This window comes from Streptomyces sp. V3I7 (assembly GCF_030817495.1).
Classification (GTDB): Bacteria; Actinomycetota; Actinomycetes; order Streptomycetales; family Streptomycetaceae; genus Streptomyces.
Genome location: NZ_JAUSZK010000001.1, coordinates 6,194,070 through 6,219,973, shown reverse-complemented (window position 1 = coordinate 6,219,973; position 25,904 = coordinate 6,194,070). Strand labels below are relative to the sequence as shown.

General features: G+C 71.9%; 23 protein-coding genes. 12 read left to right on the top strand and 11 right to left on the bottom strand.

What is annotated here, in order from left to right; genetic code table 11:
• The first annotated feature begins 157 nt into the window (after nucleotides 1-157).
• Nucleotides 158-1,138 (top strand): endo alpha-1,4 polygalactosaminidase, encoded by a 981-nt coding sequence (locus QFZ74_RS28795; RefSeq protein ID WP_373462448.1) that lies wholly within the window; start codon nucleotides 158-160, stop codon nucleotides 1,136-1,138.
• Here the strand turns inward: QFZ74_RS28795 and QFZ74_RS28790 are convergent.
• The 3 genes from QFZ74_RS28790 to QFZ74_RS28780 form a co-directional block, all read right to left on the bottom strand.
• Complete coding sequence (locus QFZ74_RS28790) at nucleotides 1,050-1,511, bottom strand: nuclear transport factor 2 family protein (protein WP_307623762.1); 462 nt, start codon at nucleotides 1,509-1,511, stop codon at nucleotides 1,050-1,052. The two genes, QFZ74_RS28795 and QFZ74_RS28790, sit on opposite strands and share 89 nt — an antisense overlap.
• Before the next feature lie 152 nt (nucleotides 1,512-1,663).
• Nucleotides 1,664-1,873: a ferredoxin gene (locus QFZ74_RS28785; RefSeq protein ID WP_307623761.1), complete on the bottom strand. Its 210-nt coding sequence runs from the start codon at nucleotides 1,871-1,873 to the stop codon at nucleotides 1,664-1,666.
• 12 nt (nucleotides 1,874-1,885) lie between these two features.
• A complete protein-coding gene (locus QFZ74_RS28780) occupies nucleotides 1,886-3,136 on the bottom strand; it encodes a cytochrome P450 (protein ID WP_373462447.1) in 1,251 nt (416 codons plus the stop codon).
• A gap of 361 nt (nucleotides 3,137-3,497) precedes the next feature.
• On the opposite strand from QFZ74_RS28780, the gene QFZ74_RS28775 reads away from it, so the two are divergent.
• From QFZ74_RS28775 to QFZ74_RS28765, 3 genes are all read left to right on the top strand, one after another.
• Nucleotides 3,498-4,133 carry a LysE family transporter gene (locus tag QFZ74_RS28775; RefSeq protein WP_307623759.1) on the top strand — a complete coding sequence of 212 codons (636 nt, stop codon included), beginning with the start codon at nucleotides 3,498-3,500 and terminating at the stop codon, nucleotides 4,131-4,133.
• 122 nt (nucleotides 4,134-4,255) lie between these two features.
• Entirely contained in the window at nucleotides 4,256-4,705 is a 450-nt protein-coding gene (locus QFZ74_RS28770; RefSeq protein ID WP_307623758.1) for a nitroreductase family deazaflavin-dependent oxidoreductase, read from the top strand.
• Between the two features lie 365 nt (nucleotides 4,706-5,070).
• Nucleotides 5,071-6,102, top strand: a complete 1,032-nt coding sequence (locus QFZ74_RS28765; protein ID WP_307623757.1) for a 7-epi-alpha-eudesmol synthase — start codon at nucleotides 5,071-5,073, stop codon at nucleotides 6,100-6,102.
• Between the two features lie 79 nt (nucleotides 6,103-6,181).
• On the opposite strand, the gene QFZ74_RS28760 is transcribed toward QFZ74_RS28765, so the two are convergent.
• From QFZ74_RS28760 to QFZ74_RS28740, 5 genes are read right to left on the bottom strand one after another with little or no spacing between them, the layout of a single operon-like run.
• Nucleotides 6,182-7,420, bottom strand: coding sequence for a cytochrome P450 (locus tag QFZ74_RS28760; protein ID WP_307623756.1), 1,239 nt, complete (start codon nucleotides 7,418-7,420; stop codon nucleotides 6,182-6,184).
• Nucleotides 7,417-8,022 carry an ATP/GTP-binding protein gene (locus QFZ74_RS28755; RefSeq protein WP_307623755.1) on the bottom strand — a complete coding sequence of 202 codons (606 nt, stop codon included), beginning with the start codon at nucleotides 8,020-8,022 and terminating at the stop codon, nucleotides 7,417-7,419. Before QFZ74_RS28755 ends, QFZ74_RS28760 begins: the two co-directional genes overlap by 4 nt.
• Nucleotides 8,003-8,413 (bottom strand): DUF742 domain-containing protein, encoded by a 411-nt coding sequence (locus tag QFZ74_RS28750; protein WP_307623754.1) that lies wholly within the window; start codon nucleotides 8,411-8,413, stop codon nucleotides 8,003-8,005. Before QFZ74_RS28750 ends, QFZ74_RS28755 begins: the two co-directional genes overlap by 20 nt.
• Complete coding sequence (locus QFZ74_RS28745; protein WP_307623753.1) at nucleotides 8,410-8,820, bottom strand: roadblock/LC7 domain-containing protein; 411 nt, start codon at nucleotides 8,818-8,820, stop codon at nucleotides 8,410-8,412. The genes QFZ74_RS28750 and QFZ74_RS28745 overlap by 4 nt, the downstream gene beginning before the upstream one ends.
• Before the next feature lie 3 nt (nucleotides 8,821-8,823).
• Nucleotides 8,824-10,578 (bottom strand): ATP-binding protein, encoded by a 1,755-nt coding sequence (locus QFZ74_RS28740; RefSeq protein WP_307623752.1) that lies wholly within the window; start codon nucleotides 10,576-10,578, stop codon nucleotides 8,824-8,826.
• Nucleotides 10,579-10,991: 413 nt separating this feature from the next.
• Between QFZ74_RS28740 and QFZ74_RS28735 the strand changes: the two genes are divergently transcribed.
• The 4 genes from QFZ74_RS28735 (at nucleotide 10,992) to QFZ74_RS28720 (ending at nucleotide 13,888) form a co-directional block, all read left to right on the top strand.
• Complete coding sequence (locus QFZ74_RS28735; protein ID WP_307624313.1) at nucleotides 10,992-11,924, top strand: NADP-dependent oxidoreductase; 933 nt, start codon at nucleotides 10,992-10,994, stop codon at nucleotides 11,922-11,924.
• Between the two features lie 145 nt (nucleotides 11,925-12,069).
• On the top strand, nucleotides 12,070-12,450 hold the full coding sequence (locus QFZ74_RS28730) for an anti-sigma factor antagonist (RefSeq protein WP_307623750.1): 381 nt from the start codon (nucleotides 12,070-12,072) through the stop codon (nucleotides 12,448-12,450).
• Nucleotides 12,451-12,561: 111 nt separating this feature from the next.
• Nucleotides 12,562-13,227, top strand: coding sequence for a DUF4230 domain-containing protein (locus QFZ74_RS28725; RefSeq protein WP_307623749.1), 666 nt, complete (start codon nucleotides 12,562-12,564; stop codon nucleotides 13,225-13,227).
• Nucleotides 13,228-13,282: 55 nt separating this feature from the next.
• Complete coding sequence (locus QFZ74_RS28720) at nucleotides 13,283-13,888, top strand: VanZ family protein (RefSeq protein ID WP_307623748.1); 606 nt, start codon at nucleotides 13,283-13,285, stop codon at nucleotides 13,886-13,888.
• Here the strand turns inward: QFZ74_RS28720 and QFZ74_RS28715 are convergent.
• Complete coding sequence (locus QFZ74_RS28715) at nucleotides 13,869-14,114, bottom strand: hypothetical protein (RefSeq protein ID WP_307623747.1); 246 nt, start codon at nucleotides 14,112-14,114, stop codon at nucleotides 13,869-13,871. The two genes, QFZ74_RS28720 and QFZ74_RS28715, sit on opposite strands and share 20 nt — an antisense overlap.
• A 133-nt stretch (nucleotides 14,115-14,247) precedes the next feature.
• On the opposite strand from QFZ74_RS28715, the gene QFZ74_RS28710 reads away from it, so the two are divergent.
• Both QFZ74_RS28710 and QFZ74_RS28705 read left to right on the top strand, forming a co-directional pair.
• A complete protein-coding gene (locus QFZ74_RS28710; protein ID WP_307624312.1) occupies nucleotides 14,248-15,276 on the top strand; it encodes a PHP domain-containing protein in 1,029 nt (342 codons plus the stop codon).
• A gap of 67 nt (nucleotides 15,277-15,343) precedes the next feature.
• Complete coding sequence (locus tag QFZ74_RS28705) at nucleotides 15,344-16,309, top strand: SDR family NAD(P)-dependent oxidoreductase (RefSeq protein ID WP_307623746.1); 966 nt, start codon at nucleotides 15,344-15,346, stop codon at nucleotides 16,307-16,309.
• 257 nt (nucleotides 16,310-16,566) lie between these two features.
• Here the strand turns inward: QFZ74_RS28705 and QFZ74_RS28700 are convergent, their stop codons facing one another.
• Nucleotides 16,567-19,749 (bottom strand): bifunctional cytochrome P450/NADPH--P450 reductase, encoded by a 3,183-nt coding sequence (locus tag QFZ74_RS28700; RefSeq protein ID WP_307623745.1) that lies wholly within the window; start codon nucleotides 19,747-19,749, stop codon nucleotides 16,567-16,569.
• A gap of 250 nt (nucleotides 19,750-19,999) precedes the next feature.
• Between QFZ74_RS28700 and QFZ74_RS28695 the strand changes: the two genes are divergently transcribed.
• Nucleotides 20,000-20,674: a PAS domain S-box protein gene (locus QFZ74_RS28695; protein WP_307623744.1), complete on the top strand. Its 675-nt coding sequence runs from the start codon at nucleotides 20,000-20,002 to the stop codon at nucleotides 20,672-20,674.
• 51 nt (nucleotides 20,675-20,725) lie between these two features.
• Here QFZ74_RS28695 and QFZ74_RS28690 read toward each other — a convergent pair whose 3' ends face one another.
• The gene (locus QFZ74_RS28690) at nucleotides 20,726-23,974 is read right to left on the bottom strand and encodes a M36 family metallopeptidase (RefSeq protein WP_307623743.1); all 3,249 of its coding nucleotides are present in this window, start codon (nucleotides 23,972-23,974) and stop codon (nucleotides 20,726-20,728) included.
• 126 nt (nucleotides 23,975-24,100) lie between these two features.
• Between QFZ74_RS28690 and QFZ74_RS28685 the strand changes: the two genes are divergently transcribed.
• Entirely contained in the window at nucleotides 24,101-25,822 is a 1,722-nt protein-coding gene (locus QFZ74_RS28685; protein WP_307623742.1) for a LuxR C-terminal-related transcriptional regulator, read from the top strand.
• Nucleotides 25,823-25,904 lie beyond the last annotated feature (82 nt).

The following is a 25,904-nucleotide window of genomic DNA, read 5'->3' as shown; positions in this document are numbered from 1 at the left end:
GCGGGCCGCCGGAAATAGGTCCCCGCCGCCGCCCGTGCCGAGTTCGCCAAGGAGGCCGACGGGCCTCGAACGGAAGTTCGTCGGCCGAATGCGTGACCTTGGCGGGATCGGATCGTTGAGTGTGGTGAGGGGTTCGGGGGTTCGTCACTGCGGGGGGATGAGCGTGGACGGGGTGCGGAAGAAAACGGCCAATCGGCGGGTGCGACCTGCATGGACAGGCAGCCTCGTCGCGCTCGTCCTCGCCACCGCGCTGCTCACGGGATGCGACACCCCTGGCGAGCCAACCTCCCCGAAGCCCGAGCCCGTCCGCACCGCCACCGAGGTCCGGCTGCCGCCCCGTCACGCCGACTGGGATTACCAGCTCGGCGGCGCCTATCCCCCGCCCTCGGGAGTCCGAGTCGTCGGCCGTGACCGTACGGCGTCCCCGGCGTCCGGGCTGTACAACATCTGCTACGTCAACGCCTTCCAGGCGCAGCCGCAGGAGAGCGGCGCCTGGCCCGCCGACCTGCTGCTGCGCGACGCGCACGGCAAGGTCGTCGTCGACGAGGACTGGGGTGAGGCCCTGCTCGACATCGGCACCCCGGCCAAGCGCGAGCGCGTGGCCGAGCGCGTCAACGGCTGGATCGACGGCTGCGCCGACCGTGGCTTCGACGCCGTCGAGCCGGACAACTACGACAGCTACACCCGCTCCCGGCACCTGCTGACCGCCACCGACGCGACCGCGTTCGTCACCCTGCTCTCCCGGCACGCGCACACCCGGCACCTGGCGACAGCGCAGAAGAACACCCCGGAGCTGGCCGGGAAACGGGCGCGCACCGGCCTGGACTTCGCGGTGGCCGAGGAGTGCGCGGAGTTCGACGAGTGCGGGGCGTACGCCGACGCCTTCGACGACCGTGTCCTCGTCGTCGAGTACTCGGCCGACGGCCTGCGCAAGGCCCTCGCGGGCTTCGGCGACCGCCTGGGCATCGTCCGCCGCGACGTCGCCCTCTCCACGCCGGGGAACCCGGGATACATACGTGAGACGGGGTTGAGGCCGCAGGCACACGGCGCTACCGCAACGGGAAGGTCTGTCCCCGCTCGGAATCGGGACGCGGGCCGAAGATCCTGCGGTCCTTCTCCTCGATCGGTACGTCGTTGATGCTGGCCTCGCGCCGGGCCATCAGCCCGTGCTCGTCGAACTCCCAGAGCTCGTTGCCGTACGACCGCCACCACTGCCCGTCGGCGTCCTTGGACTCGTACTGGAAGCGCACCGCGATGCGGTCGCCGTCGAAGGACCACAGGTCCTTGCGCAGGGCGTACTCCTCTTCGCGCGCCCACTTGGCGGCGAGGAACTTCTCGATCCCGTCGCGGCCGGTGACGAAGGTGTCGCGGTTGCGCCAGACCGAGTCCTGCGAGTAGGCCTGCGCGACCTTGTGCGGGTCGCGGGTGTTCCAGGCGTCCTCGGCCGCCTGGACCTTCTGCGCGGCGGTCTCGCGGGTGAAGGGCGGCAGGGGCGGGCGGTCGGCGGTCATGGTCTCCTCCTCGACGATCGGACTCCGCGCGCGGACGATCGCACTCCACGCGCGGCGGTCCGGGGAACGTGCGTTCTCCCGGTGGCTGCCACCGTAGGAGAACGCACGTCGGATGTCCCGTTCAGGCGCTCAGGCGCCGCTCCCGGCCGCCGTCAGCCGACGACCTCGGCCACGGTGATGGCGCTGACGGGGCAGGCCCGGGCCGCCTCGCGGACCATCGGGTCGTCGGCGGCGTCCTTCTCGGCGCCGGGGATCACCATGCTGTAGCCGTCGTCGTCCTGGGTGAAGACGCGCGGCGCGGCCATCGCGCACTGGCCCGCGCCGATGCAGCGGTCCTTGTCGATGTGGATGTCGAGGTGCATGACAGAAGCCTCTTACCAGGTCACGGGAAGTTCCAGCATCCCCTGGATCGTGTCGCCGGGTTTGAAGGGGATCTCCTTTGGCGGGGCCGCCAGACGCAGTCCGGGCAGCCGCTCGATCAGGGTCCGCAGGGCGATCTCCATCTCGGCGCGGGCCAGGTTCTGGCCCAGGCACTGGTGGATGCCGAAGCCGAAGCCGACGTGGTGGCGGGCCGAGCGGTGCCAGTCGAGGACATCGGGGTCGGGATAGACCGCGTCGTCGCGGTTGATCACCGACGTCGAGAAGATCACCCCGTCGCCGGCCCGGATGGTGGTGCCGTCGATCTCGATGTCCTCGGTTGCCAGGCGCAGCATGCCGTCCGCGATGGACAGCATCCGCATCAGTTCCTCGACGGCGGCGGGCATCAGGTCGGGGTTTGCGCGCAGTTCGGCGAGCCGTTCCGGGTGCTGGAGCAGCGTGAAGGTGCCCAGCGAGATCATGTTGGCCGTCGTCTCGTGGCCCGCGACGAGCAGGATGATCGCCAGGGCGATGAGCTCCGGCCGGTCCAGCGAGCCGTCGCGCAGCTGGTGGTGGACGAGGTCGTCGAGGATGCCGTCACCGGGCTCGGGCAGTGCGCTCTTGCGGTCGATCAGGTCGCCCAGATACGCCTCCAGCCGGTCGCGCGCGTCCCGGGTGTCGGCGGCCGTCGGCCCGCGCAGCAGCCGGCGCGACTGCTCCTCGAAGAAGTGGTGGTCGGCGTACGGGACGCCGAGCAGGGCGCAGATCACCATGGAGGGCACGGGCAGCGCGAAGGCGCTCACCAGCTCGGCGGGCGCGCCCTCGGTGATCATCGCGTCGAGCTGCTCGTCGACGATCCGCTGGATCGCGGGCCGCAGTTCGGCGGCGCGCTTGAGCGTGAAGGACGGGATCATCATCTTGCGCTGGGCGCGGTGCTCGGGGTCGTCGACGCCCAGGAGGGCGGCGCGGCGGTCGCGGCGGATCTCGGCGAAGCGCTCCGTCGGCATGGGAAAGTCGGGGTGGGTGCGGTCGCTGGACAGCCGCTGGTCGGACAGCAGGCTGCGGGCGGTGGCGTGGCCGGTGACCAGCCAGGCCGTGCGGCCGTCGAAGAGGGTGACGCGGCCCAGCGGGCGCCGTTCGCGCAGCGGGTCGTAGGCGGTGGGCGGGTGGTAGGGGCAACTGCGGTCCTGCGGGAAGGCGACGGGTTGCCCCGCACCCGCCGGGTCGTCCGGTTCCGTGGGTTCCATCGGTTCGGTCAGTTCCGTCATGGAAGGCCTCGCAGACGAGGGGGTTCGTGCCGATCTCGGTCGGGCCGATCTTTCGTCGTACCGATCTTTCGTCGTACCGATCATCATTAGATGCCCCAGGCACCTAAAGGGGCGACGACAAGTTCGGCCAGATCGGTGGCACGGTATCCGGCCGGACCTCGCGGTGCGCCCGGGTGCGAGCGGCGCGCCGGTGTGCGGGTCCGGTGCCGGAGATATTCGGTTGCCTGAGCCCGGCCGCGCACCGCACGATTCGGCGCATGACCTCGATTGCAGCGTACCTGCCGCCGACCCCCGCCGCCGTCCGTCCGGCGCGGGTCCAGCAGCAGCCCTGCCGCCCCCGGAGGCCCGATTCCGCGCGCTCGTGACGGGCGCGCTCGTCGCCGGCCTGGTCGCCGGCTACGGCATCGCGGTGCCCGTCGGCGCGGTCGCGACCTATCTGGTCTCGCTCACCGCGCGTACGTCGCTCAGGACCGGCGCCTGCGCCGCGCTCGGCGTCGCCAGCGCCGACGGCCTGTACGCCCTGCTGGCCACGGCCGGCGGCTCCGCCCTCGCGGCGACGCTGCGGCCGGCACTCACCCCGCTGCGCTGGGCCTCGGCCCTCGCCCTGGCCGCACTGGCGGTACGGGGCGCGGTCACCGCCTTGCGCGGGTATCACGAGCAACGGCTGGCCGACGCCGGTCCCAAGCGGCCGGTTCCGAGCCCCTTGCGGGCGTATCTCGGCCTCCTGGGGCTGACCCTCCTCAACCCCACCACCGTGATCTACTTCGCCGCGCTGGTGCTCGGCACGCGTGCCGCCCACGCCCCCCTCCCCCTGGAGCAGGGCGTGTTCGTCCTCGCCGCGTTCACGGCCTCGGCGAGCTGGCAGCTGTTCCTGGCCGGTGGCGGCGCCCTGCTCGGCCGGGCGCTGACCGGGCGGCGCGGACGGCTCACGACGGCGTTGCTGTCGAGTGGCGTGATCCTGGCCCTGGCCGTCCGGATGGCGCAGGCACCCCTGTGACGGCGCGGTACGGATGAAACACGGGTATGGATGAAACACGCGGCCGCCGGTGTTTCAATCGCGGTGTCAGTTCACAATCGCGGTGTCAGTTCATCCGTGGTTCCGACGAGGGGACGACCACCATGCCTCTTGAGGGCGAGTACGAGCCCAGCCCGACCGACTGGGTGCGCGAGCAGGTCGAGTTGTACGAGAGCTCCGGCGGCAAGCAGGGCACGACACTGCGGGACACGGGGATGCCCGTCGTCCTGATGACGACCCGGGGCGCCAAGAGCGGCAAGCTCCGCAAGACCCCGGTGATGCGGGTGGAGCACGACGGGCGGTACGCCGCGGTCGCCTCGCTCGGCGGGGCGCCCCAGCACCCGGTCTGGTACCACAACCTCAAGGCCGACCCCCGCCTCGAACTCCAGGACGGCCCGGTCAAGCGCGACATGACGGCCCGTGAGATCGCCGGCCCGGAGAAGGACGAGTGGTGGGACCGGGCCGTCGCCGCCTACCCGCCGTACGCCGACTACCAGAAGAAGACCGCCCGGGAGATCCCGGTCTTCGTCCTCGAACCGGCCGACGGAAGCTGAAACCGGCCGGGGGTCACCGCGTTTCAGAAACAACTGCTCCAGGGAGGCATGAACCGCCTCCGGCACGGGCACCCGTGCGTCAGGCCCCGCCGCGTTCCCCCGTCGCGGCGGGGCCCTTTTTTGTGCCCGCTTCCCGCGGCTCGCAGCCCGCGGGAAGCGAGGGAGTGTACGAGACACCTGAGGCATCGTCAGTAACCCACGTCACGACTGTTCGCGGTGTAGATCATTTAGGGGCTGGGCAGTTCTCGTAGCGCTCCTCGGTCCAATGTTCGGACCAGGAGACGCAGTTCGAGTGCGCGCGGTCGCACCGCCGCCCGGACGCAGGGGCGGGGGGACTCTGCGTTCCGTCTCCCGAAAGGACACACATGCCTCAGGACGTCAGGTTCGACCTGCCCTTCGACACCCCCGTCAGCCAGCACCTGGAGTACGCCCGCGCGCGCCATCTGCGCTGGATCTGGGACATGGGCCTGGTGCGCAGCCAGGCCGGGTTCGAGGAGTACCAGTCCTGGGACCTGCCGCAGGCCGCCGCGCGCACCTATCCGCACGCTTCCGCGGACGACCTGGTCGTCCTGATGAACTGGTTCTCCCTGGCGTTCCTCTTCGACGACCAGTTCGACGCCAACCAGCCGGACCGAGCCGACAAGATAGCCGAGGTCGCGCGCGAGCTCATCGTCACGCCGCTGCGCCCGGCGGGCAGCCGTCCCCGGGTGGTGTGCCCGATCACCCTGGCGTGGGCGGAGGTCTGGGGGCAGCTCGCGGAGGGCATGTCCCTGACCTGGCAGACGCGCTTCGCGGCCTCCTGGGGCCGGTTCCTGGTGGCGCACTGCGAGGAGGTCGACCTGGCGGCCCGCGGCCTGGCCGGCACGCTCGGGATCGACGAGTACGCGCTCTTCCGCCGCCGTACGGTCGGCATCCACCACAGCATCGACGCGGGCGAGCGCAGCCGCCGCTTCGAGGTGCCCCCGCAGGCGATGGCGCACCCGCTGATGGAGCGGATGCGTGATCTGGCCGCGGACACCATCGGGTTCATGAACGACATCCACTCCTTCGAGCGCGAGCTGCGCCGGGGCGACGGCCACAACCTGATCTGCGTGCTCCAGCGGGAGCGGGCCGGTTCCTGGCAGGACGCCATCGACGAGGCGAACCGGATGACGCAAGCGTGCCTGGACGAGTACGTCGAACTTCAGGCGCGCATCCCGCAGATGTGTGACGAACTCGGGCTGGACCAGGACGAGCGCGCCGGGGTGCGGATGGGCGTGGAGGCCATCCAGCACTGGATCAACGGCAACTACGAGTGGGCGCTGATCACCGGCCGCTACGCGGCGGCCAAGGAGGGTCCGGCGGCCTCCGCCGAACTGGCCGGCCGGGGCTCGGTGGACGACCTGCTGGCGGTGTGACGACACACGCCGAGGGCCGCCGTCCGGATCGGACGGCGGCCCTCGGCGTTCCCGGCCCAAGGCCGGAGCGCGCCACGGCTCAGACGGCGAACTCGACCGGCAGGCTGTCCAGTCGGAACTCCCAGGTGGTGGCCGTGGAGGTGAGCTCCTCCGCGGGAACGGCCAGCCGCAGGTCCGGAAGCCGGTGCAGCAGGACGTCGACGGCCGTCTCGATGATGGCCTGGCCCAGGTTCTGCCCCGGGCACTCGTGCGGCCCGGCGCTGAACGCCAGATGGGACTGGTTGCCGGCGACCGAGACATCGGTGTCCGGGCGGATCTGCGGGTCGGTGTTGCCGGCCGCGAGGCCGAGGACCAGCAGATCGCCCTCCTTGATCGCACAGCCGCCGAGTTCGAGGTCGGAGGTGGCGAAACGGCCCGGCAGCACGGCGAGCGGCGGGGTGTTCCACATCACCTCCTCCACCACGGTGGACATGTTCAGCTGACCGCTCACCAGCCCGGAGCGCCGGGCGGGGTCGGTGAGGATCGACTGCAGCGCTCGGGCCAGCAGGTTGCTGGTCATCGAGTGGGCGGTGATGAGCACCAGACGCAGGTGGTTGACGAGTTCGTCCTCGTCGAGGCCCGCGTGGTGGTCGATGAGGCCGGAGGCGAAGTCGGAGCCCGGCTCCGTGCGCTTGCGCTCCGCCAGTTCACCGAGCGTCCGCATGATCCGCTCGTTGTGCGCCAGGGCGTCCGCGCCGCCCTTCATCAGCAGGTTGCTGGACTCGGCGAGGCTGCGCCCCTCGCTCTCCGCGAGCCCGAAGACCCGGGTGAGGACGAGCATCGGCAGATACTCGGCGAAGTCCGTGACCAGGTCGGCGCGGCCGGCGTCGGCGAAGGCGTCGATCTGCTTGTTGGCGAAGTGCGTGATGTGGCGCCGGATGCCGCGCCCGGTCACCGCGTGGAGGTTGTCGGTGACCGCGGTGCGCAGCCTGCGGTGCGGCTCGCCGTCCTGGGAGACGCAGTCGGGACGCCAGCCGAGCATCTGCACGAGCGGGGAGGTTTCCTCGATCCGCCCGTCCGTCCAGTCCCGCCAGATCCGTGAGTCCCGGCTGAACTGGAGCGGGTTGTCCAGGACCCGGCGGACCTCGCGGTAGCCGAGCACCAGCCAGGCGGGGACGTCGCCCTCCAGCAAGATGGGGGCGACGGTGCCGTACCGCTTGCGCAGCCGTTCGTAGATGCCGTGCGGGTCGGTCTCCGACTCGGGGCCGTACAGCCGCGTGATGCCGGCGCCGTGGGCGACCGGGCACCCTGAAGGGGCCTCGACGGACTGGTCGTTCATCGTGCCTCCAGTGCGACGGCCGAGCGTTCCTGCAGATGACGTATCAGCGCGACGAGGACATCGCGGCTGGAGTTGCGGTCCCGCGCGTCGCAGACCACGACGGGGGTGTCCGGGGAGATGTCGAGCGCGTCCCGGATCTCGTCGACCGGATGCTCCGTGGAGTCGGGGAAGACGTTCAGGGCGATGACGAACGGCACGTTCTGCCGCTCCATCTCCTCGATCGCCCGGAAGCTCGACGCCAGCCGGCGGGTGTCCACCAGGACGATCGCGCCGAGCGCGCCCTTGAACAGCCCGTTCCACAGGAACCAGAACCGCTCCTGTCCCGGGGTGCCGAACAGGTAGAGCATCAGGCTGTCGTTCAGGCTGATCTTGCCGAAGTCCAGGCTGACGGTGGTCTGGGTCTTGTCGGCGACACCGATGAGCTGGTCACTGCCGACGCTGGCCTGCGTCAGGGTCTCCTCGGTGGTGAGCGGCTTGATGTCGCTGACGGAGCGGACCATGGTGGTCTTTCCGGTGCCGAACCCGCCGGCGATCATCACCTTGACCGAGCGGGTGCCGCCGGCACCGGAGTCGCCGGGGTGGTCAAAGCCGTTCAAGTCCACTGAGTACCTCCTGAAGGAGCGCGAGGTCGAGCCCGTCCCCGGCATCGCGCGCCGGAATGGGGTCACGGGCTTCGACGCGGCCTGCGTCCAGCAGATCCGCCAGCAGCACCGCGAGAATGTTGAAGGGCAAGCCGAGGTGGGCGCCGAGTTCGGCCACCGACAGCGGTTCCCGGCACCGCCGGACAATTTCCTCGTGCTCGTGCTGCATGCCCGCCGCAGGAGCGCTGCGGGAGACGATGAGGGTCGCGACGTCGAGGGTCGACGCCGGCCCGTCCGGGCGGCTGCGACCTCCGGTGAGGACGTAGTAGCGCTCAAGGCCTTGGGGGTCCCCCCTGTTCGAGCGAGGTCGAGAACTCGGGGGAGGGTCCGTGGGCCGGCGGGAAGCACTCATCCAGAGTGCTCCTCCAGGCGCGGGGTGGTGCCGAGGAGTTCGCCCATCCTGCGGGCGAGGTCCCTCATCTGGTGCCCCAGCAGACCCTGGTCGAGACCCTCACGGGCGAGCACACCGAGGTACGTCTCCACACCGGCCCGGACGACGAAGAGGTGGCCCCCGTCGACCTCGATCATCGCGAGCCGCAACTGGCCCGCGTACGTGGGGAACTGCTCGGCGACCGGCTGGGCGAGGGCCTGCAGGCCCGCCACCACGGCCGCGAAGCGGTCCACGTCGTCGGGGTCCTCCGCCCCGAAGGAGGTGATGGCCTTGCCGTCACTGGAGGCCACAAGCGCGAAGCGGATCTCCGGGATGCTCTCCACCAGATCACGGAGCGCCCAGCTCACGTCGGTTCCCTGTTGCGTCATGGACTAGTCGCTCTCTTCAGTACGGTGCTCGGTCTGCTCGCGTCCGTCGGTCGTCGCGGGAGGTGCGTCGGGTTCGGACGCCGGGCCCTCGGGGGACCCCGCGGTGGCGAAGGCGGCCAGACCCGCGAACGAGGCGTCCGGCGGTACGGCCGACACGGAGCCGGAGTCCGCGCCGGCGCCGCGTCCGCCGCGGGCCGCCTGGTCCTGGTCCGGCTCGGTGCGCCGGCTCCGGCGGCGGGGCAGTCCGCCGGGGGTGGTCTCCGTGATGTTGGCGGCGTCGTCCGCGGTGGGCTCGGGGGCGCGTCGGGCGCGGACCGCGGGGGCGCTCGCCTGGGCGGGGACGGTGGGCGTGGTCCCGGGTGCCGCCGCCGTGCCGGTCGTGGTCGCGGGCAGCGGGCTGAAGTACTTGTGCGGGACCACGACGACCACCGAGGTGCCGAGCCAGGGCGAGTCGGCGAAGGTGACGCGGATGCCGTAGCGGCGGGCGAGGATGCCGACGACGCGCAGGCCGATGTTGGCGTCCTCGGAGATGCCGCCGATGCCGGGTCCGGCGCCGGTGCCGACGAGGGCGTGCTCCGCCTCGCGCTTCTTCTCCTCGTTCAGGCCCTTGCCCGAGTCCTGGATCTCGATGCCGACGCCGTTCGGGACCTCCTTGCCGGAGATGGTGACCGGCTCGGTGGGCGGCGAGTAGCGGGCCGCGTTGTCCAGCAGGTGGGCGAAGATCAGCGTGAGGTGGTCCACCAGTCCGCCGTCGACGCCGAGTTCGGGCAGGTGGTGCACCTCGACCCGGTGGAAGTCCTTGATCCGGCCGATGCCGCCGCGGACCACGCTCAGCAGACGCTGCGGCTCCTGCCACTGCCGTCCGGGGCGGTCCGAGCCGCCCAGCACGCCGATGCTCGCGGCGAGCGAGTCGGCCGGGCCGAGCGCCTGGTCGAGCTCCATCAGACCGCGGGCCACGGACGGCAGCCGTCCGTGCTCGCCCTGCATCTCGTGCAGCCGGCCACGGAGCTTGCTGGTGAGCACGTGGATCCGGTTACCGAGGCTGATCACGGCCTGCTCGGCGGAGGTGGAGCGGTTGAACTCCTCCTCGATGCCCATGAGCGAGGTCCGCAGGATGCGGCGCAGATCGGCCTGGAGCTCCGGCGCGGCCTTGGAGTTCTTGTCCGGCACGGGCAGCAGGTCGTCGACGGCGTCGCCGGCCCGCAGCCGCTTCAGCGCGTCGGGCAGCTGCTCGTCGGCGAGCAGCGCGACCAGGGCCTGCTGCTGGGCGACCTGCTCCTGCCAGGCCTCGGCCTGCCCGGCGAGCTGCTTCTCGTACGACACGGTCTGTGCGTGCAGCCGCTCCTCGTACGCCCGGGCCTGGTCGGAGAGCTGGCTGTCGTAGGCGGCGGCCTGCTCGTCCAAGTGGTGCTCGTGGAGGGTGACCTGCTCGGTCAGCTGCTCGTCGAGGGCGGCCCGCTCGGAGCTGAACTTCCGTTCCAGACCGACGACATGCTGCTGCCACTGCTGCGCGTGCTCGGCCTGCGCGGCGCCGAAGCCGTCCTGGGCGCTGCGCAGTTGCTTCTGCGAGCGGATCAGGAGCCGTACACACACGGAGCCGGCCGCGGTCGCCGCCGCTCCGGTGACGGCGGCGGTGATGTGTTCCGAGCTCATGAAGGTGGCGGCAACCGTCCCACCTGCTAGGCCCAGAGGCATCAGCCACCAGCTGTACCAGGTGGCAGGGGGCCGCGCCGCCGGGGGCGGAGTGGCGAGTTCCATCTGCATCCTTCGAAGACAACTCGAATCGGGGGGGTGTGCAAAGGCCGCACTCATGCGTACACATGACGAGCCGACTCGTTGACAGTCGCGTCAACTCGCCGTGACCGACTGGAGCTTATCGGGTTCGAACCCGAAACGATCAACCGCCCCGGGCTCCCGGAGGTGAGGGTTCCATCACTCCCGATCGGGACCGACATGGCCACAAAACCCCTTGTGGACCAGGGGACTTGCCCTCTGCGGCACGCTCCGGGGAAGGTGCGGGCGCACGCCTTTCGCTGATTACCCGTCAGCCGCAGCACAGCACCCGGTCCACGTCCCGCCGTCGACGTACAGTTTCAGCCCCTCCCCCCCGGCCGACGTACGCCGGGTCGCGCCGGTGCCGGTGTCTGGGTGAGGATGGGGGCGTGACCACCATGCGCGCGATCAGCCAGAACGTCCTCGGCGGCCCCGAGGTGCTCGACGAGGTCGAGGTGGAGCGGCCCGTGCCGCGTCCGAACGAGGTGCTCGTACGGATGCGTGCCGCCGGGGTCAATCCCACCGACTGGAAGCACCGCGCGAACGGCGGCTTCCTCGGCGAACCGCCCTTCGTGCTGGGCTGGGACGTCTCCGGGGTGGTCGAGGAGACCGGCATCGGCGTCGCCGCCTTCGAGCCCGGGGACGAGGTCTTCGGGATGGTCCCGTACCCGTTCGGCCACGGCTCGCACGCCGAGTACGTCACCGTCCCGGCCCGCGCCCTGGTGCACAAGCCGGCCGGGATCGACCACACGCAGGCGGGCGCGCTGCCGCTCGTGTCGCTGACCGCGTGGCAGGCCCTGGTGGAGACGGCGGGCCTGCGGCGCGGTCAGCGGGTGCTGATCCACGCCGCGGCCGGCGGTGTCGGCCATGTGGCCGTACAGATCGCCAAGGCGCGCGGCGCGTACGTCATCGGCACGGCCAGCGCCGGCAAGCACGACTTCCTGCGGGAACTCGGCGCCGACGAGGTCGTCGACTACCGCAGCACCGACTTCACCGAGGCCGTCCAGGACGTCGACGTCGTCCTGGACACGATCGGCGGCGACACGGCGGTGCGGTCCCTGAGCGTGCTGCGCCCGGGCGGCATCGCGGTGTCGATCCTCCCGGTCGGCTCGGACGAGTTCTACGAGGAGGCGGAGCGCCGGGGCGTACGGGCGGTCCGCATGCTGGTGGACGCCGACCGCGCCGGAATGCGGGCGATCACGGAACTGATCGAGTCGGGCCAGTTGCGGGCCACCATCGCGGACACCTTCCCGCTGGCGGAGGCGGCCAGGGCCCACCAAGCGGGCGAGACCGGGCGGACGCAGGGCAAGTTGGTGCTGACGATGGACTGACGGGGGAACAACCGGTGCCCGGGACACGGTTGTCCGAAGCTCGCCGACATATGTCAATCGAACATGCTCAAATTCCTTCCATCGGGGGTACGTTGCTGTGCGGGGACCGGCGTGGCCGGCCGGCAGGGTGGAAGGTGATGCCGTCGTGCGACAGGAGCCGGTACCGCTTCCAGGACAGCTGCGCGTCCATCGCAGCCGCGGGCACACGGTCCTGGAGTTCCGCGGTGAGATCGACATCGCGGCGGCCACGGAGATGGCGCCGTATCTGGACCGGGTGACGGGCAGGCCCGGCGCCCGGGTGGTCATCGACCTCGGACACATCGAGTTCTTCGACTGCTCGGGGCTGCGCCTGCTCTACCGGGCCCGCACCCGGGTGCTCGACGGGGGCGGCCAGTTACGACTGGTCTGCGCCCACCCGCTGACCCTGCGGCTGTTCCGCGCCACCGGCCTGTCGCGGCTGCTGCCCCCGCAGCCGACGCTGGAGGCGGCCCTGGGGCAGAGCGAGGCCACGTCCGGCTCGCTGTGAGCGGCAGCGGGCACGGCTCGATGTGATGCACCGTCCGTGAGGCTCTGCCCACGGGAAGGTCTGGCGGGGCACGGGGTGGGCATCCGTGAGAGGGAAAGGAGGACCGTCGACATGACGACTTCCCTCAGGCACGGGTCCACGCGTCTGCCGGGCTGGGCCAAGGCGGTGGGCGCGGTCGTGCTCGTGCTCGTGGTGCTGCTGGCCGGCATCCGGCTGGCCGTACTGCCGGGATTCAAGGACCTGTTCGGCACCGAGACCCACGACCGCTCCGGACCCACCCTCCTCAAGTCCATCACGGACATGAGCCGTTACGACGCCGCTTCGGGCAACTTCCAGGTGGTCGTGGACCTGGAGCGGGACTCCGCGTACCTGCCCGACGCGATCCGCGGCACCCGTACCCTGTACGTCGGCGCCGGCACCGTCGACGCCTACGTCGACCTCGGCAAGGTGCGCGAGAAGGACGTGTCGGTCAACGACGCCCGCACCGAGGCCACGCTCCGGCTGCCGCACGCGCGGCTCGGCAGCCCCGCCCTCGACGTCGACCACTCGTACGCCGTGTCCAAGCAGCGCGGGCTGCTCGACCGGCTCGGGGACCTGTTCTCGGACAATCCGAACGGTGAACGGGCCGTGCAGCGCCTGGCCCTACGCCACATCGGCAAGGCCGCCGAGGACAGCGGTCTGACCAAGCGGGCCGAGCAGAACACCACGGGGATGCTGGAGGGCCTGCTGCGCTCCCTGGGCTTCAAGGAGGTGCACATCTCGTACGGGTCGACGTGACGCCTCCGGGTAACTGCACTGATTCGAACGGAAGTTGAGACCGGAGGAGGACGGTATGGCCCGTACCGCGGCGCAGTCGCGCACCACCAGGAAGAGCAAGGCCCGCAAGAAGGGCCGCACCGCCAGGAAGGGCAAGTCCCCCAAGAAGAGCCGCACAGGCTGGGCGGCCCGCGTCAGGTGGCCCACCTGGGGCGGCCGCGGCCTGGTCTCCGTCCTGGTCCGCGCGCTGGTGATGCTGGTCGCCTTCGCGTTCATGGTGGCGTTCGCCGTCGTGCTCGCGCGGCTCACCCTGGAGCCGTCCCCCGCGTCGGTGGCCCTCACCCACACCAATCTGCACCCCGGCCGCTCGCTGAAGGCCTATCTGGACCAGCCGGAACTGCGCGACGCCGTCAAGCAGATCGGCGGGAACGTCCTGCTGGGCGTCCCCTTCGGCATCCTGGTGCCGGTGCTGGCGCCGGGGGCGCGCGGGATCGTCCGCGTGCCGCTGATCACCGCGGCCGTGATGCTGCTGGTGGAGCTGGCGCAGGGCGCGCTCGTGACGGGACGCGCGTTCGACGTCGACGACGTCATCCTCAACACGACCGGAGCGCTGCTCGGCTACCTGCTCGTGGGCCGCCGGCTCGGGCGGGCGGTGCACACGTCTAGCGGAGCTGCCAGGTGAACTTGTCGCCGCCCACCCAGCGGACCACGTCCGGGTCGTCCAGGTCGTGGATGACGATGCCGTACGCGGCGGCGGTCTCCAGCACGTCGGTGATGGCGGTCGCCTCGCCGACCACCTCACCGTCGATCTCCACGATGCGGAAGGGCGGGGCACCTGGCTTCTTCGCCATGACCTTCAGGACCATGACCCGCGGGTGGGAGATGTGGGGGCTGTCGATTTCGGTCATGCAATAGAGCGTAGAACGCAATGCCCGGAAATGAGCGGTGTGATCCACCCGTCACGATCCGTCGTGCGGGCCGCCGGAGGCTGGGCAACCCTGGACCTGGGAGCGGCGGCGACGGCGGAGGTGCGCGGTGACGATGGAGCCCGTCGAGGCACTGGACCGGATCGCCTTCCTGCTGGAGCGGTCCCTGGCGCCGACGTACCGCGTACGTGCCTTCCGCACCGCCGCCCGGGTCCTGGACGCCCTGCCCGCCACCGAGGTCGCCGAGCGCGCGTCCGCCGGGACGCTGGAGTCGCTCAAGGGCGTCGGGCCGAGGACCGCGCAGGTGGTGCGCGAGGCCCTGGACGGGAAGGTGCCCGGCTATCTGCGGGCCCTGGAGGAGGAGGCGGGCGCCCCGCTGTCCGAGGACGCGGCCGGGGCCGGACTGCGGGCGCTGCTGCGCGGGGACTGCCATCTGCACTCCGACTGGTCCGACGGGGGCAGCCCGATCGAGGAGATGGGCCGCACGGCCGCCGGGCTCGGGCACGAGTGGGCCGTGCTCACCGATCACTCTCCGCGTCTGACCGTGGCCCGCGGGCTGTCGCCGGAGCGGCTGCGTGAGCAGCTGGAGGTGGTGGCCCGGCTGAACGAGCGGTGGGCGCCGTTCCGGCTGCTCACCGGGATCGAGTGCGACATCCTCGAGGACGGCTCGCTGGACCAGGAACCGGAGCTGCTCGAGCGGGTCGATCTGGTCGTGGTGTCGGTGCACTCCAAGCTGCGGATGGACGCGCGCTCGATGACCCGGCGGATGATCGCCGCCGTCCGCAGTCCGCACGCCGACGTCCTCGGCCATTGCACGGGGCGGCTGCGGGGCGGGCGGGACCGGCCGGAGTCGGTGTTCGACGCGGACGCGGTGTTCGCGGCGTGCGCCGAGTCGGGGACGGCGGTGGAGATCAACAGCCGTCCCGAGCGGCTCGACCCGCCGCGGCGGCTGCTGCGCCGGGCCGTGGACGCCGGGGTGCTGTTCTCGATCGACAGCGACGCCCACGCGCCCGGCCAGCTCGACTGGCAGATCCTCGGCTGCGCACGGGCGGAGGAGTGCAGGGTGCCCGCCGAGCGGGTGGTGAACACCTGGTCCGCGCCCGAGCTGCTGGCCTGGACACGGGAGGGCCGGACACCGGAGTGACTCCGCCGGGAACGGCCCCGGAATTCCGCTTGACTTCGAGAGCACTCGAATTCGTAGCGTTCCGGGTATGAGCACTCCTGCACAGCACAAGATCAGTTCGGGATTCGGCGCCGACAGCACCGCCGACGACGTCCTGCGGGGCATCGCCCTCACCGGCAGGCTCGCGATCGTCACCGGCGGCTACTCGGGCCTCGGTCTGGAGACCACCCGTGCGCTGACCAGGGCGGGCGCCCACGTCGTCGTCCCCGCCCGGCGGCCCGACGCGGCCCGGGAGGCGCTGGCCGGCCTCGACGACGTCGAGGTGGACGAGCTCGACCTCGGCGACCTGGAGAGCGTGCGCGGCTTCGCCGAGCGGTTCCTGACCTCCGGGCGCACCATCGACGTCCTGATCGACAACGCCGGGATCATGGCCTGCCCGGAGACCCGGGTCGGGCCCGGCTGGGAGACCCAGTTCGCCACCAACCACCTCGGCCACTTCGCCCTCGTCAACCGGCTGTGGCCGGCGCTCGCGCCCGGCGGCGCCCGCGTCGTCTCCGTGTCCTCCCGCGGTCACCACCTCTCCCCCATCCGGTGGGACGACGTCCAGTGGCGCGAGGGCTACGACAAGTGGGCGGCGTACGGCCAGTCCAAGACGGCGAACGCGCTGTTCGCCCTCCACCTCGACGAGCTGGGCCGGGACTTCGGTGTCCGGGCCTTCTCGCTCCACCCGGGCGGCATCATCACCCCGCTCCAGCGGCACCTGCCCAAGGAGGAGATGGTCGAGCGCGGCTGGATCGACGAGCAGGGCAACGTACTGAACCCCGCGGGCTTCAAGACCCCGGAGCAGGGCGCCGCCACCCAGGTCTGGGCGGCCACCTCGCCGCAGCTCGACGGCCTGGGCGGCCTGTACCTGGAGGACTGCGACGTCGCCGAGCCCGCGCCCGCGGACGGCACATGGGGCGGGGTGAAGGACTGGGCGACCGACCCCGAGCAGGCGGCCCGCCTGTGGGCACTGTCGGCCGAGCTGACGGGCGTGAACGCGTTCGCCGGCTAGGGCCTTCCGGCGGATCAGGTCGCGGGAAAGCTACGGCGCCTGATCAGCGCCGGTGAGCGGGGTCTGGTGCGTGCAACTGCACGGCGGAGGAGGGCGTCGACGCGATGGGGGTCCCCCGCGCGAGCGGAGCCGGGCGTGGAGGAGTCGGCAACCGACGACAACGCCGCCGGACACCCCCTAGGGGACTTGCACCTCCTGAAGCCCCGAGGGGCCGTACGCGGCTGCGTGCGGCCCCTCGGTTCGTTCGGTACGTGCTGTCAGCCGGCGGCGTACACGTCCTCGACGTAACGCCCGTCCGCGACCAGCGTGTCGAGCCACTGTCCGGCCGTCGTCTCGTCGGCGCCGGGGGTGCGCTCGCGGTACAGGGTGCGCAGCGCCTCGCGCACGCCGGGCGCCATCCGCGAGCCGTCGCCGCAGACGTACACCCGGGCGCCGGCGCTCAGCAGCTCCCAGACCTCGTCGGCCTCGGCGGCGATGCGGTGCTGGACGAACCGCACCGGACCCTCGGGCGCCTCGCTGAAGGCCGGGCGCATCGAGACCGACCCGGCGGCCACGGCGGCGCAGAGCTCCCCGGCGTGCAGGAAGTCGGCGTCGGGAGCGTCGCAGCCGAAGTAGCAGAGGGCGGGGGCGAGTTCGGCACCGGCGGCGCGGGCCGCCGTACGGTCGGCGATGACGCCGCGGAAGGGGGCGAGACCGGTGCCCGCCCCGATCATGATCACCGGCTCCGGGGCGGCGGGGTCGATCCGGAACACCTCGCGGCAGGGCTGGACGCGCGCCAGCACGGTGTCGCCGGGCTGGAGCGCGACGAGGTGACCGGAGCCGGTCCCGCGGTAGACGCCCTTGCCCGAGCGGGCGGGCGCCTGGAGCAGCGACACCATGAGGTCCGCGTGGCGCGGGGCTACCGCGGGCGACGAGGAGATCGAGTAGTGGCGCGGGCGCAGTGGGCTGAGCAGATCGAGGAGCTGCGCCCAGTCGAGGGCGCCGCGCAGGGCGGGGTGGTCCTCGATCAGCTCGACGAGCGTGCGCGGATCGTCGGTGAGGGCGGCGAGGGCGGCCTTCTCCGGCGGGCACGGGTTGGCGTCGGCGAGCACGGCCAGCTGGTCCGCGGTGGGGCGGCCGTGCAACTCGACGTGGTGCGTGAACAGTTGGCGTACCGTCAGCGGCCGGTCCACGGCGAGGCCGTCGCGGCGCGGGCGGGCGGAGCGGATGTCCAGGAGCGTGTCGAGGTCGACGCCGAACGCGGCGGCGGCGCGCTCGACCAGCACCGGGTCGTTGGCGGGCAGCAAGGCGATGTGGTCGGCGGTGCGGTAGGTGACACCGTCGGGCAGCGCGAGACGCAGGAACCGCTTGACGCGCGGGTAGCCGGGAGCCGTGAGGTCGTAGGCCTCGGTGACCGTCATGGGCACGAGCTCGTGGCGCTCGGCGAGGGCGTCCAGCGGGCCGCCGGTGAGGGTGCGCACCTCGTAGGCCGTGCCGGGCTCGGCGACGGGGACGGCGGTGGCGGCCGGGTCGCCGTGGTGCTCCAGCAGCGTCGTGCGCATGCGCTCGGTGAACTCCCGGACGGTGCCGGTGAGATCGCCGGAGGCGTCGGCGGCGGCGCGCTCGGTGAGCCGGGTGGCGCCCAGCTCGGCGAGGCGGGCGTCGATGCGGGTCGGGACGTGCTGGTAGGTGGCGGCCCAGTTGCGGTCGCCGACGCCGAGGACGGCGTAGGTCACGCCGGTCAGGTCGGGGGTGCCGTCGAGCCAGGCGTGGAAGGCGGTGGCGTCGTCGGTGGGGCGGCCGTTGTAGGAGGCCGCTGTGATGATGACGGGCCGGTCGGTGGGCAGGGCGTCGACGTAGGCGTCGAGGGGTGCCACCTCGGTCCCGCAGCCGAGTTCGGCGGCGGTGTCGGCGAGCTGGGCGGCGAACTCGCGGCAGGTGCCGTAGTTGCTGCCGTGCAGGAACAGGGCGCCGGTGCCGGGCAGGACGCGGGCGGGCAGGGCCGCCGTGTCCGCCGCGGCGGCGGCCGCCTGGAGGGTCTGGCCCGGCAGCGGCGTGTGCGCGCGGTCGGCGGCCGTGCGCGGGGTGAGGGTCAGGGTGAAGCCCTCGGGCTTGAGAGTGAGGGTCTCCTTGACGTTCAGCGCGTAGTCGGCGTGGTCGTGCAGCCGGAAGCGGTGGACGAGCATCGCCAGCAGCATGGTCGCCTCGTGCAGCGCGAACTGCCGTCCGATGCAGGCACGTTCACCGGTGCCGAACGGCTTGAAGGCGTGCACGGGGCGCGCGGCCTCCGCCTCGGCGGTGAACCGGGAGGGGTCGAACAGCTCGGGGTTGTCGCCCCACACCGGCTGCCGGTGCAGCATCGGGGTCATCACGGTGACCGGCTGCCCCGCCTTCAGCGGGATGCGCCCGCCGAGCAGGGTGTCCTCCAGGGCGCGCCGGGTGAAGGCGGGCGCGGTCGGCCACAGCCGCAGCGCCTCGTTGAGGACCTGCCGGGTGTACGTGAGCCGGCCGACCTCGTCGTACGTCGGCTCGGGGTCGGACTCGTCGCCCCACAGCGCGTCGGCCTCGCGCTGCACGAGCTGGAGCGCGGCCGGGTTCTTGGCGAGGTAGTACAGCGCGAAGGACATGGCGCTGGAGGTGGTCTCGTGGCCCGCGATCAGGAAGGTGATGACCTGGTTGCGGATGTTGGCGGTGTCGAGCGTGGTGCCGTCGGCCGGGTGCTCGGCGGTGAGCATGAGGCCGAGGAGGTCCTCGGCGTCGCTCTGGTCGGTGCCGGCGCGGGAGGCGATGACGTCGTCGACGACGCCGGCCAGGTAGTCGGCGTCCTTCTGGAAGGCCGCGTCGATCTGCGCGTAGTCCTTGCCGGGGATGCGGGCGAGCCGCATCATGCTCCACTCGAGGCAGCGGACCATCGACTCGACGAAGGGGTGCGGCTCGTCGCGGTCGAAGGAGGCGAAGTCGTAGTCGAAGCCGGCGAGGCCGATGGTGTCGAGCGTCATGCGGGTCATGTCGTCGGGGACGTCGACCGCCAGGCCGTCCTTGGCGGCCCGGTCCCAGGAGTCGATGAGCCGGCGGGCGACCTTGAGCATCACCGGGTGGTAGGTGCGCATCGAGCCGAGCGCGAAGGCGGGCATGAGGATGTCGTGCGCCTTGGCCCAGTTGGGCTCTTCGTTGTACGCGGTGAAGAGGCCGTCGGCGGCGAAGGCGCGCACGTTCTCCAGCGCCGGCGAGATGTGCTTGGCGAAGCGCTTCTCGTCGGCGAGGTCGGTGACCAGGTCCTGCTCGGCGACGAACAGCGTGTCCCAGCCGTGCAGCCGGCGCACGAGTGCCGGGCCGTGCTCCCGCATCAGCCCCATGACCTGCTGGATCGGGGTGCGACCGGGTCCGGTGGCGGTGATGTCGACGACGGGGACGCCGAAGGGGCTCTCGGCGGCTTCGGGGTGCTGCGGCGTGGGGGACATGGCGCTGTGACGGCCTTTCGCGGTACGCGGTACGGGGAGTGGTACGCGGTACGGGAGTACTGCGATCCAGCGTGGTCGACTCGAGCCCTCGGGCCGTACCGCACCACTACACGATCGTGTAGTCGAAAATCCGCCGGAGGTCTTGCGCACACCCGCACTGCCTGCTCCCCCCACTATGTCGCCACGTGACCTTCACAGTAGGCTCTGACCTGCGAGTTCGGGGCTTGGCGTCGAGGGAGGCGGTGGACCGGTGCGATGGGACCTGCCCGAGGAGGCGGGGCGGCTGGAGGCCGTGCTGTGGCGCAATCGCGCGCTGACGCTGTTCGACCGGGTCGCGGTGCCCGCCGCCGTCTGCGACGCGCGGGGCATGGTGGTGCTGGCGAATCCGGCGATGGCCGCCGAGTCCGGTACGACGCCGGGCCGGCTGCGCGGCCGGCAGGTGCTGGAGCTGTTCCGGCCGCAGGAGGCGACCCAGGTGGAGCGCATCGTCGAGGCGCTGCGGCTGCGCCACCGGTCGCGCTACGAGGTGTCCGTGCGCTGGCAGGCCCCCGGCGGAGCCGAGCGATACGGGGAGCTGACCGCCGACCCGGTGAGCGACACCGTGGAGGAGCTGCCCTCCCTGCTGGTGATGCTGCGCGTGCTGGGCGAGCACGAGCAGCGCGGCGGGGCGCCCGTGCGGGTGTCGGAGAGCGAGGGCCAGGTACTGGTGCTGCTCGCCCGGGGAGCCACCACGGCTCAGGCCGCGCGCGAACTGGGCCTCACCAGGGACGGCGTCACCTACCACCTGCGCCGCCTGTCGGCCCGCTGGCAGGCGGCGAACCGTACGGAACTGGTCGCTCACGCCTACGCGTTGGGCGTCCTCTCCCCCGGCGTATGGCCCCCGGCCCTGGCCGCCGGCGCCACGGAACCCGCCGACCCGGGATGAGGAAGGGGCCGAGCCGTGGACGGCTCGGCCCCCGCTGCCGCTCGGCGGCCGTCAGTCGGCGCGCTGTGCGGTGAGCGTGAACGGTGAGTCCGCGGCGTACCACGCCTGCAGGACCACGTACGCGGCACCCGGCGGGATGGCCTTGACCGACGGGCCCTGGGCGAACTCCTGCCTCCCGGCGAGGTACTTGCAGGACGAGTCGAAGAAGTAGAAGTCCAGGCCCGCGTCCGAGGAGTAGCTCACGGTGTGCAGGCCGTCGGCGAAGCCGGAGGGGAGCTTGGCGACCCAGGCGTCCGCGCCCTGCGTCGTCGGTTCGGCGTTGCACGTGGTGGTGAACTCGGCGGTGGTGACACCGGGACGGTAGGGCTCGGTGCCGGGCAGGAGCAGGACGCCGGCCGCCGGGTTGCCCGCCTTCACGCCGCCCTTGACGGTGAACGGCTCCTCCGGGGTGCTCGGCAGCGGTTCGACGGCCGCGTCCTCGGCGAAGACCTCCAACTCCGCGAGAGTGGCGTACGTCTTGGACTCGCCCTGCACCGAATCGACGTACACCCGGACGTACGTGGCGTTCACCGGCGAGTCCAGCCTCAGCGTCCGGATGTTGAGGTCGGGCGCCACCGGCCGCGGGGCCTGGGCGGCGAAGGTGCCGGTCTTGACCGTCTTCCACTGGACGCCGTCGGTCGACGTCTGCACCGTGAAGTCCTTGGCGGCGTTGAACCTCGGCAGCGACGTCGGCTTGAGCGCGCTGATCTTGATGGAGCTGATGTCCGCCTGCCGCGCGAGCTTGACCGTCGTGTACTGGTTGCCGCCGGAGTTGTACGGCGTTCCCGTGTCCTTGGTCTTCCAGGAGCTGTTCTCGGTGTCGTCGAGCAGGAACTTGGCGGGCAGCGCATCGTCCTGGCTCGAAGTGGCCTCGACGGAGGCGCCGTTGGCGCTGGACGCCAGGTTCGGGGCGAGCTTGAAGGTGCGCGCGGTGGTCTGTCCCGCGGTCACGTCGACATCGCGGAAGGTCTGGATGCCGTACCCGGGGGCCTGCATGGTGAGGGTGTACGTGCCGCCGGTCATCGGGGCGGTGAAGCCGCCCTGCGCGGAGGTCCTGGCGAGCGGGGTCACCCGCGCCTCGAACTCGCCCACGATGACCCGTGCGCCCTCGATCGGCTTGCCGGTGGCGGCGTTGACGACGGCGCCGGTCAGGGTGCCGTTGCGGGACGGCGAGGCGTGGTCGAAGGCCGGCACCGGGTTCGTGTCGTCGCTGTCGACGGTGGACGCGGACCGGCCCGCGCCGCGCCTCGCGAAGACGGACCAGATGGTGTCGGTGTTGTCGCCGTGGTAGCGCAGGGCGTCGGCGGCCAGGATGGCGTCGCGCATGTCGAGCACCGACGGCGACGGCGGCGACAGCGGCAGGGCGTCGGTGACCAGGTGCTCGGCCGCGTCGCTGCCGCCCTGCTCGCCGTAGCGGGCGACGAGCGCCTTGCGCAGGTCCCACAGGGTGGCGGTCCAGAACTCGCCGTCGGCGTGCACCTCGGGGCCGGTCAGGTCATAGCCGAAGTCGCCGTAGGTCAGCGGGTTGTGGTCGTAGTCCCAGTTGCGGATGCCGCGTTCGGCGTTGCCGGTGGCGTACGCGCCGACGACCGCCTTGTCGCTCATGCCCTCCCGGTGGAGGTGGTCCATGGCGTACCAGTCGCCCCACCCCTCCCCCATCGAGCCGGACTGCTGCCCGCCGAGCGAGCCGAGACCACCGCCGCCGGTGTAGCGGTTGGTGAGGCCGTGCGAGTACTCGTGCTGGATGACGGTCGCGTCGAAGTCGCCGTCCGCGTACGGCCCTTCGAAGGTGTCGTTGATCGGCTCCCACAAGTACATGCTGCTGAACGAGGGGATGCCGTCGGGCAGGGTGAGCATGTTGGCGTTGTCGCGCCCGAGGTAGGTCGGTGAGCCGCCGCTGAGCGCACCGGAGTGCACCAGGCCGCTGACCGGGTCGCCGCCGTTGCCGCCCTTGCCGTTGTTGCTGACCTGGAAGTTGCCCGCGGTCTCGGTGAAGCCGAGCTTGTAGTACTGATCGTGGATCCGGTTGTGCTGGTAGAAGAGGTTGGTCACCGCGGGGTCGCGGTCGAGGACGTAGGAGGGCGGGAGCGTGGTTCCTTTGGTACGGCCCCAGTTGTCGGTGTAGGTGTAGTTGAACTGGGAGGTCGGGCTGACGGGGCGGTTGAGCTGGTCGGTGGGCGCGAGCGGTGCCGTGTACTGGGCGAACGTGTTGGCGTTGTTGCCGAGCGTCGTGGGGCCTGGGAGTGCGGCGATGCCGGTCGGGTCGACCCAGCCGGCGGGTGACTCGGCGGTCGGACCGAAGCTCTTGACCACGGGAGTGCCGCCCTTGGCGGCGCCGGGGAAGTTCTCGTACACGGTGCCTTCGGGGCCGCTCTCGTGGTCCACGAGGCTGTGCTGGAGCAGCTTTTCGCCGGTGGCGGCGTCGATCACGACGTCGTACGCCTCCGACGGGCTCTTGACGAGCAGCACGCTGTAGGCGGGGCGGGCGCCGTCCACCGTCGGGAAGGCGATCTTCATGACGCGCTGGACGTCACCGAACGGCCCGGCTCCGAAGACGGTGTAGCCGGCCTGGACGTCTCCGGTCGCCTTCGCCACGTAGTCGACGCCGGGCGCCAGGTCGCCGACGACCTTGGTGAGGGCGTCCGTCGCCGACTTGGTGAAGCCGGCCAGCAGGCCGCCGCCGCGCACCGGGTCACCGGCGTAGGACAGCACCTGGCCGTCCTTGTCGACGGCGACGATCAACGTGCCGCCGTGCACGGCCCGTACGCCGCCGAAGGTCTGCGCGAAGGTGATGACACGCGCGCCGGTTCCGGGCAGTGCGTGGTCGCGGGTGACGTCGAGGGCCGCGACCTCCGCGCCGGTCAGTGCGAACAGGGCACGCCGGTCGTCGAGCCAGCCGCGGGCGACGGCGGCGGCCGTACCCGGCTTCGGGCCGCTCAGATATCCGCCGGGGACGCGGAGTGAGCGCGGGGTGCCGGTCAGGTGGTTCCAGGTGACGCGGGGCGCGTCGGCGGCGGAGCCGCTCGCGGTGAACAGCGCCGAGAGCGCGTCGAGTTGGTTCTTGGTCGGCTGGACGAGGGTGTTAAGGCCCCGGCGGGAGTCGAACTCCTCGGACGGGGAGTCACCGGCGGGGGCCACGCCGGGTCTGGTGGTCGAGGACAGCGGCGAGGACGTTCCGGCTGAGCGGGCGTCAGCGACGGCCGGCGCCGCGCCGATGCAGGCGACGGTCAGCGCTATCGCGATGATCTGAAGTCGGCGCAAGGTGGTGTCCTTCCAACAGCGCGGGGGCACCGAGCGGGATGGGGAGGGAGGCCGGGGAGGCCTATCCCCAGGAAAGTGCACTGCACAGGGGGTGTTAACTGCAGTAACTGCACATATGTTTGTCACGTGACTGGTCATGCAGACGGGCGGCAGACGGCCGGGACCTATCTGGCCTCGACGGCTCCGCACGTGTCGGCCGAGATCCGCGAGAGCCTGCGGCACGCCGAGGCGATCGGTCTGCGGGGTGACCCCGACGGGGCACTGCGGCGGCTGACGGCCCTGCCGGTGGACGGATCCGGCGAGCGGGAGCAGGACCTGGTCGCCGTCGCCGATCTGGCGGCCCTGCTGATGCGGTGGGGCGGCGACGGCGCACTCGCCCGGCGCATCTGCGACCGGGCGATCGAGAGGGCCACCGAACCCGCCGTACGGGCGAAGCTGCTGCTCGCCCGCGCGCGGGCCTCCGAGAGCGGGGAGGCGGAGCGGTTCCAGGTGCGGGCGCTCGGCGAGTTCACGGCGGCCGGTGACGCGCGGGGCCGCGCGCTCGCGCTCGGCAGGATGGCCTTTCCCACCGACAGCGCCGAGGACCCGGCCAACGAGCACCGGGCCCGTCTGGGCCGGGAGGGCCTGGAACTGGCCCTGCGGACCGGCGACTCCTATGTCATCGCCCTGTGCGCCGGTCATCTCGCGGTCTGCGAGACGTACTTGGGCAGGAAGGGCGCACTGCGCAGGTGGCGGGAGGTGGTCGCGCTGCTGCCCCTGGGGCTCGACGCCTCGACGGCGGAGATGGCTGCGACGCATCACATCAACTGGGCCATCACGGCGGCGGCGTTCGGCGACTACGAGCAGGCGCAACGGGCGCTGCGCGAGGGCCGCTCGACGGCGTACGCGTCCTCGTGGATCCGCACCTTCGACGCGATCCAGGCCTGGGCTCTGGTGCGCGCCGGTGAACTGGACCGCGCGGCCGCACAGGCCGCTCTGATCGGCGCCGGACCGCGGCAGTGGGCGTCCGCCGTTGCCGAGATGGTTGCGGTGGCGTGCGCGTTCGAGCGGTCCGGACGACTGCCCGCGGTGGCCGGGGACGACGCGCTCGCGCTGGTGGCGGCCGCGGGCTGCCATGAGCTGGGGCACTGGTGGCTGGCGCTCGGCGCCCGCATCCGCGCGGCGCGCGCCGAACCCTCGCCGTGCCGGGATCTGCTGCCCGCGCTCGCCGAGGTGCGCCGCAAGCGGCTGCGGTTCGGCTGGGAGGACGTCCTGCTGGCCCTCGCCGAGATCGATCCACACCTCGCCGCACCCGAGGCCGCGGCGATGGCCAAGCTGTGGCCCGCCGGCCCGCGCGGCCGGGCGATCCGGCTGTTCGTGACCGGACTGACCACCCGGCGCGGAGGTCACGAGCCGCTGCGACAGGCGGCCGAGCGGCTGGCCGCGCTGCCCGAGCCGATCACCGCCGGCCGCGCGTTCCACGCCGCGGCCCGCCAGGCGCCCACGGTGGCCGAGGGGAACGCGCTGCGCGTCCGGGCGATCGAGCTCCTGGAGTCCGCCGGCGCGGAGCGGTCACTCGCCGCGGTGGTCCGGGACCGGCGGCTGCACCGCGGGCCCGACCGGGTGCGGGTGCCCGAGAGCCAGCGGCACCAGCTCCACGCCGGGCTGACTCCGCGCGAGCACGAGGTGGCGGTACTGGCCGCCCGGGGCCTCACCGCGCAGGAGATAGCGGACACCCTGGGCATCTCCCTGGGCACGGCCCGCAATCACCTGTTGAGCGTACGGGGGAAGTTCGGCGGCATTCCCAAACGCAGGCTGGCACGGCTCCTGTCCGACGAACGGACGGCCGGCGAACGGTACGGCCGATGACATGCGGCTAAGGTCGGGACAGAGCGGCCCCTTTCGCGGACGGTCAAGGTCCGCGAGGGGCAGGAACGGGTACGTTCGACGC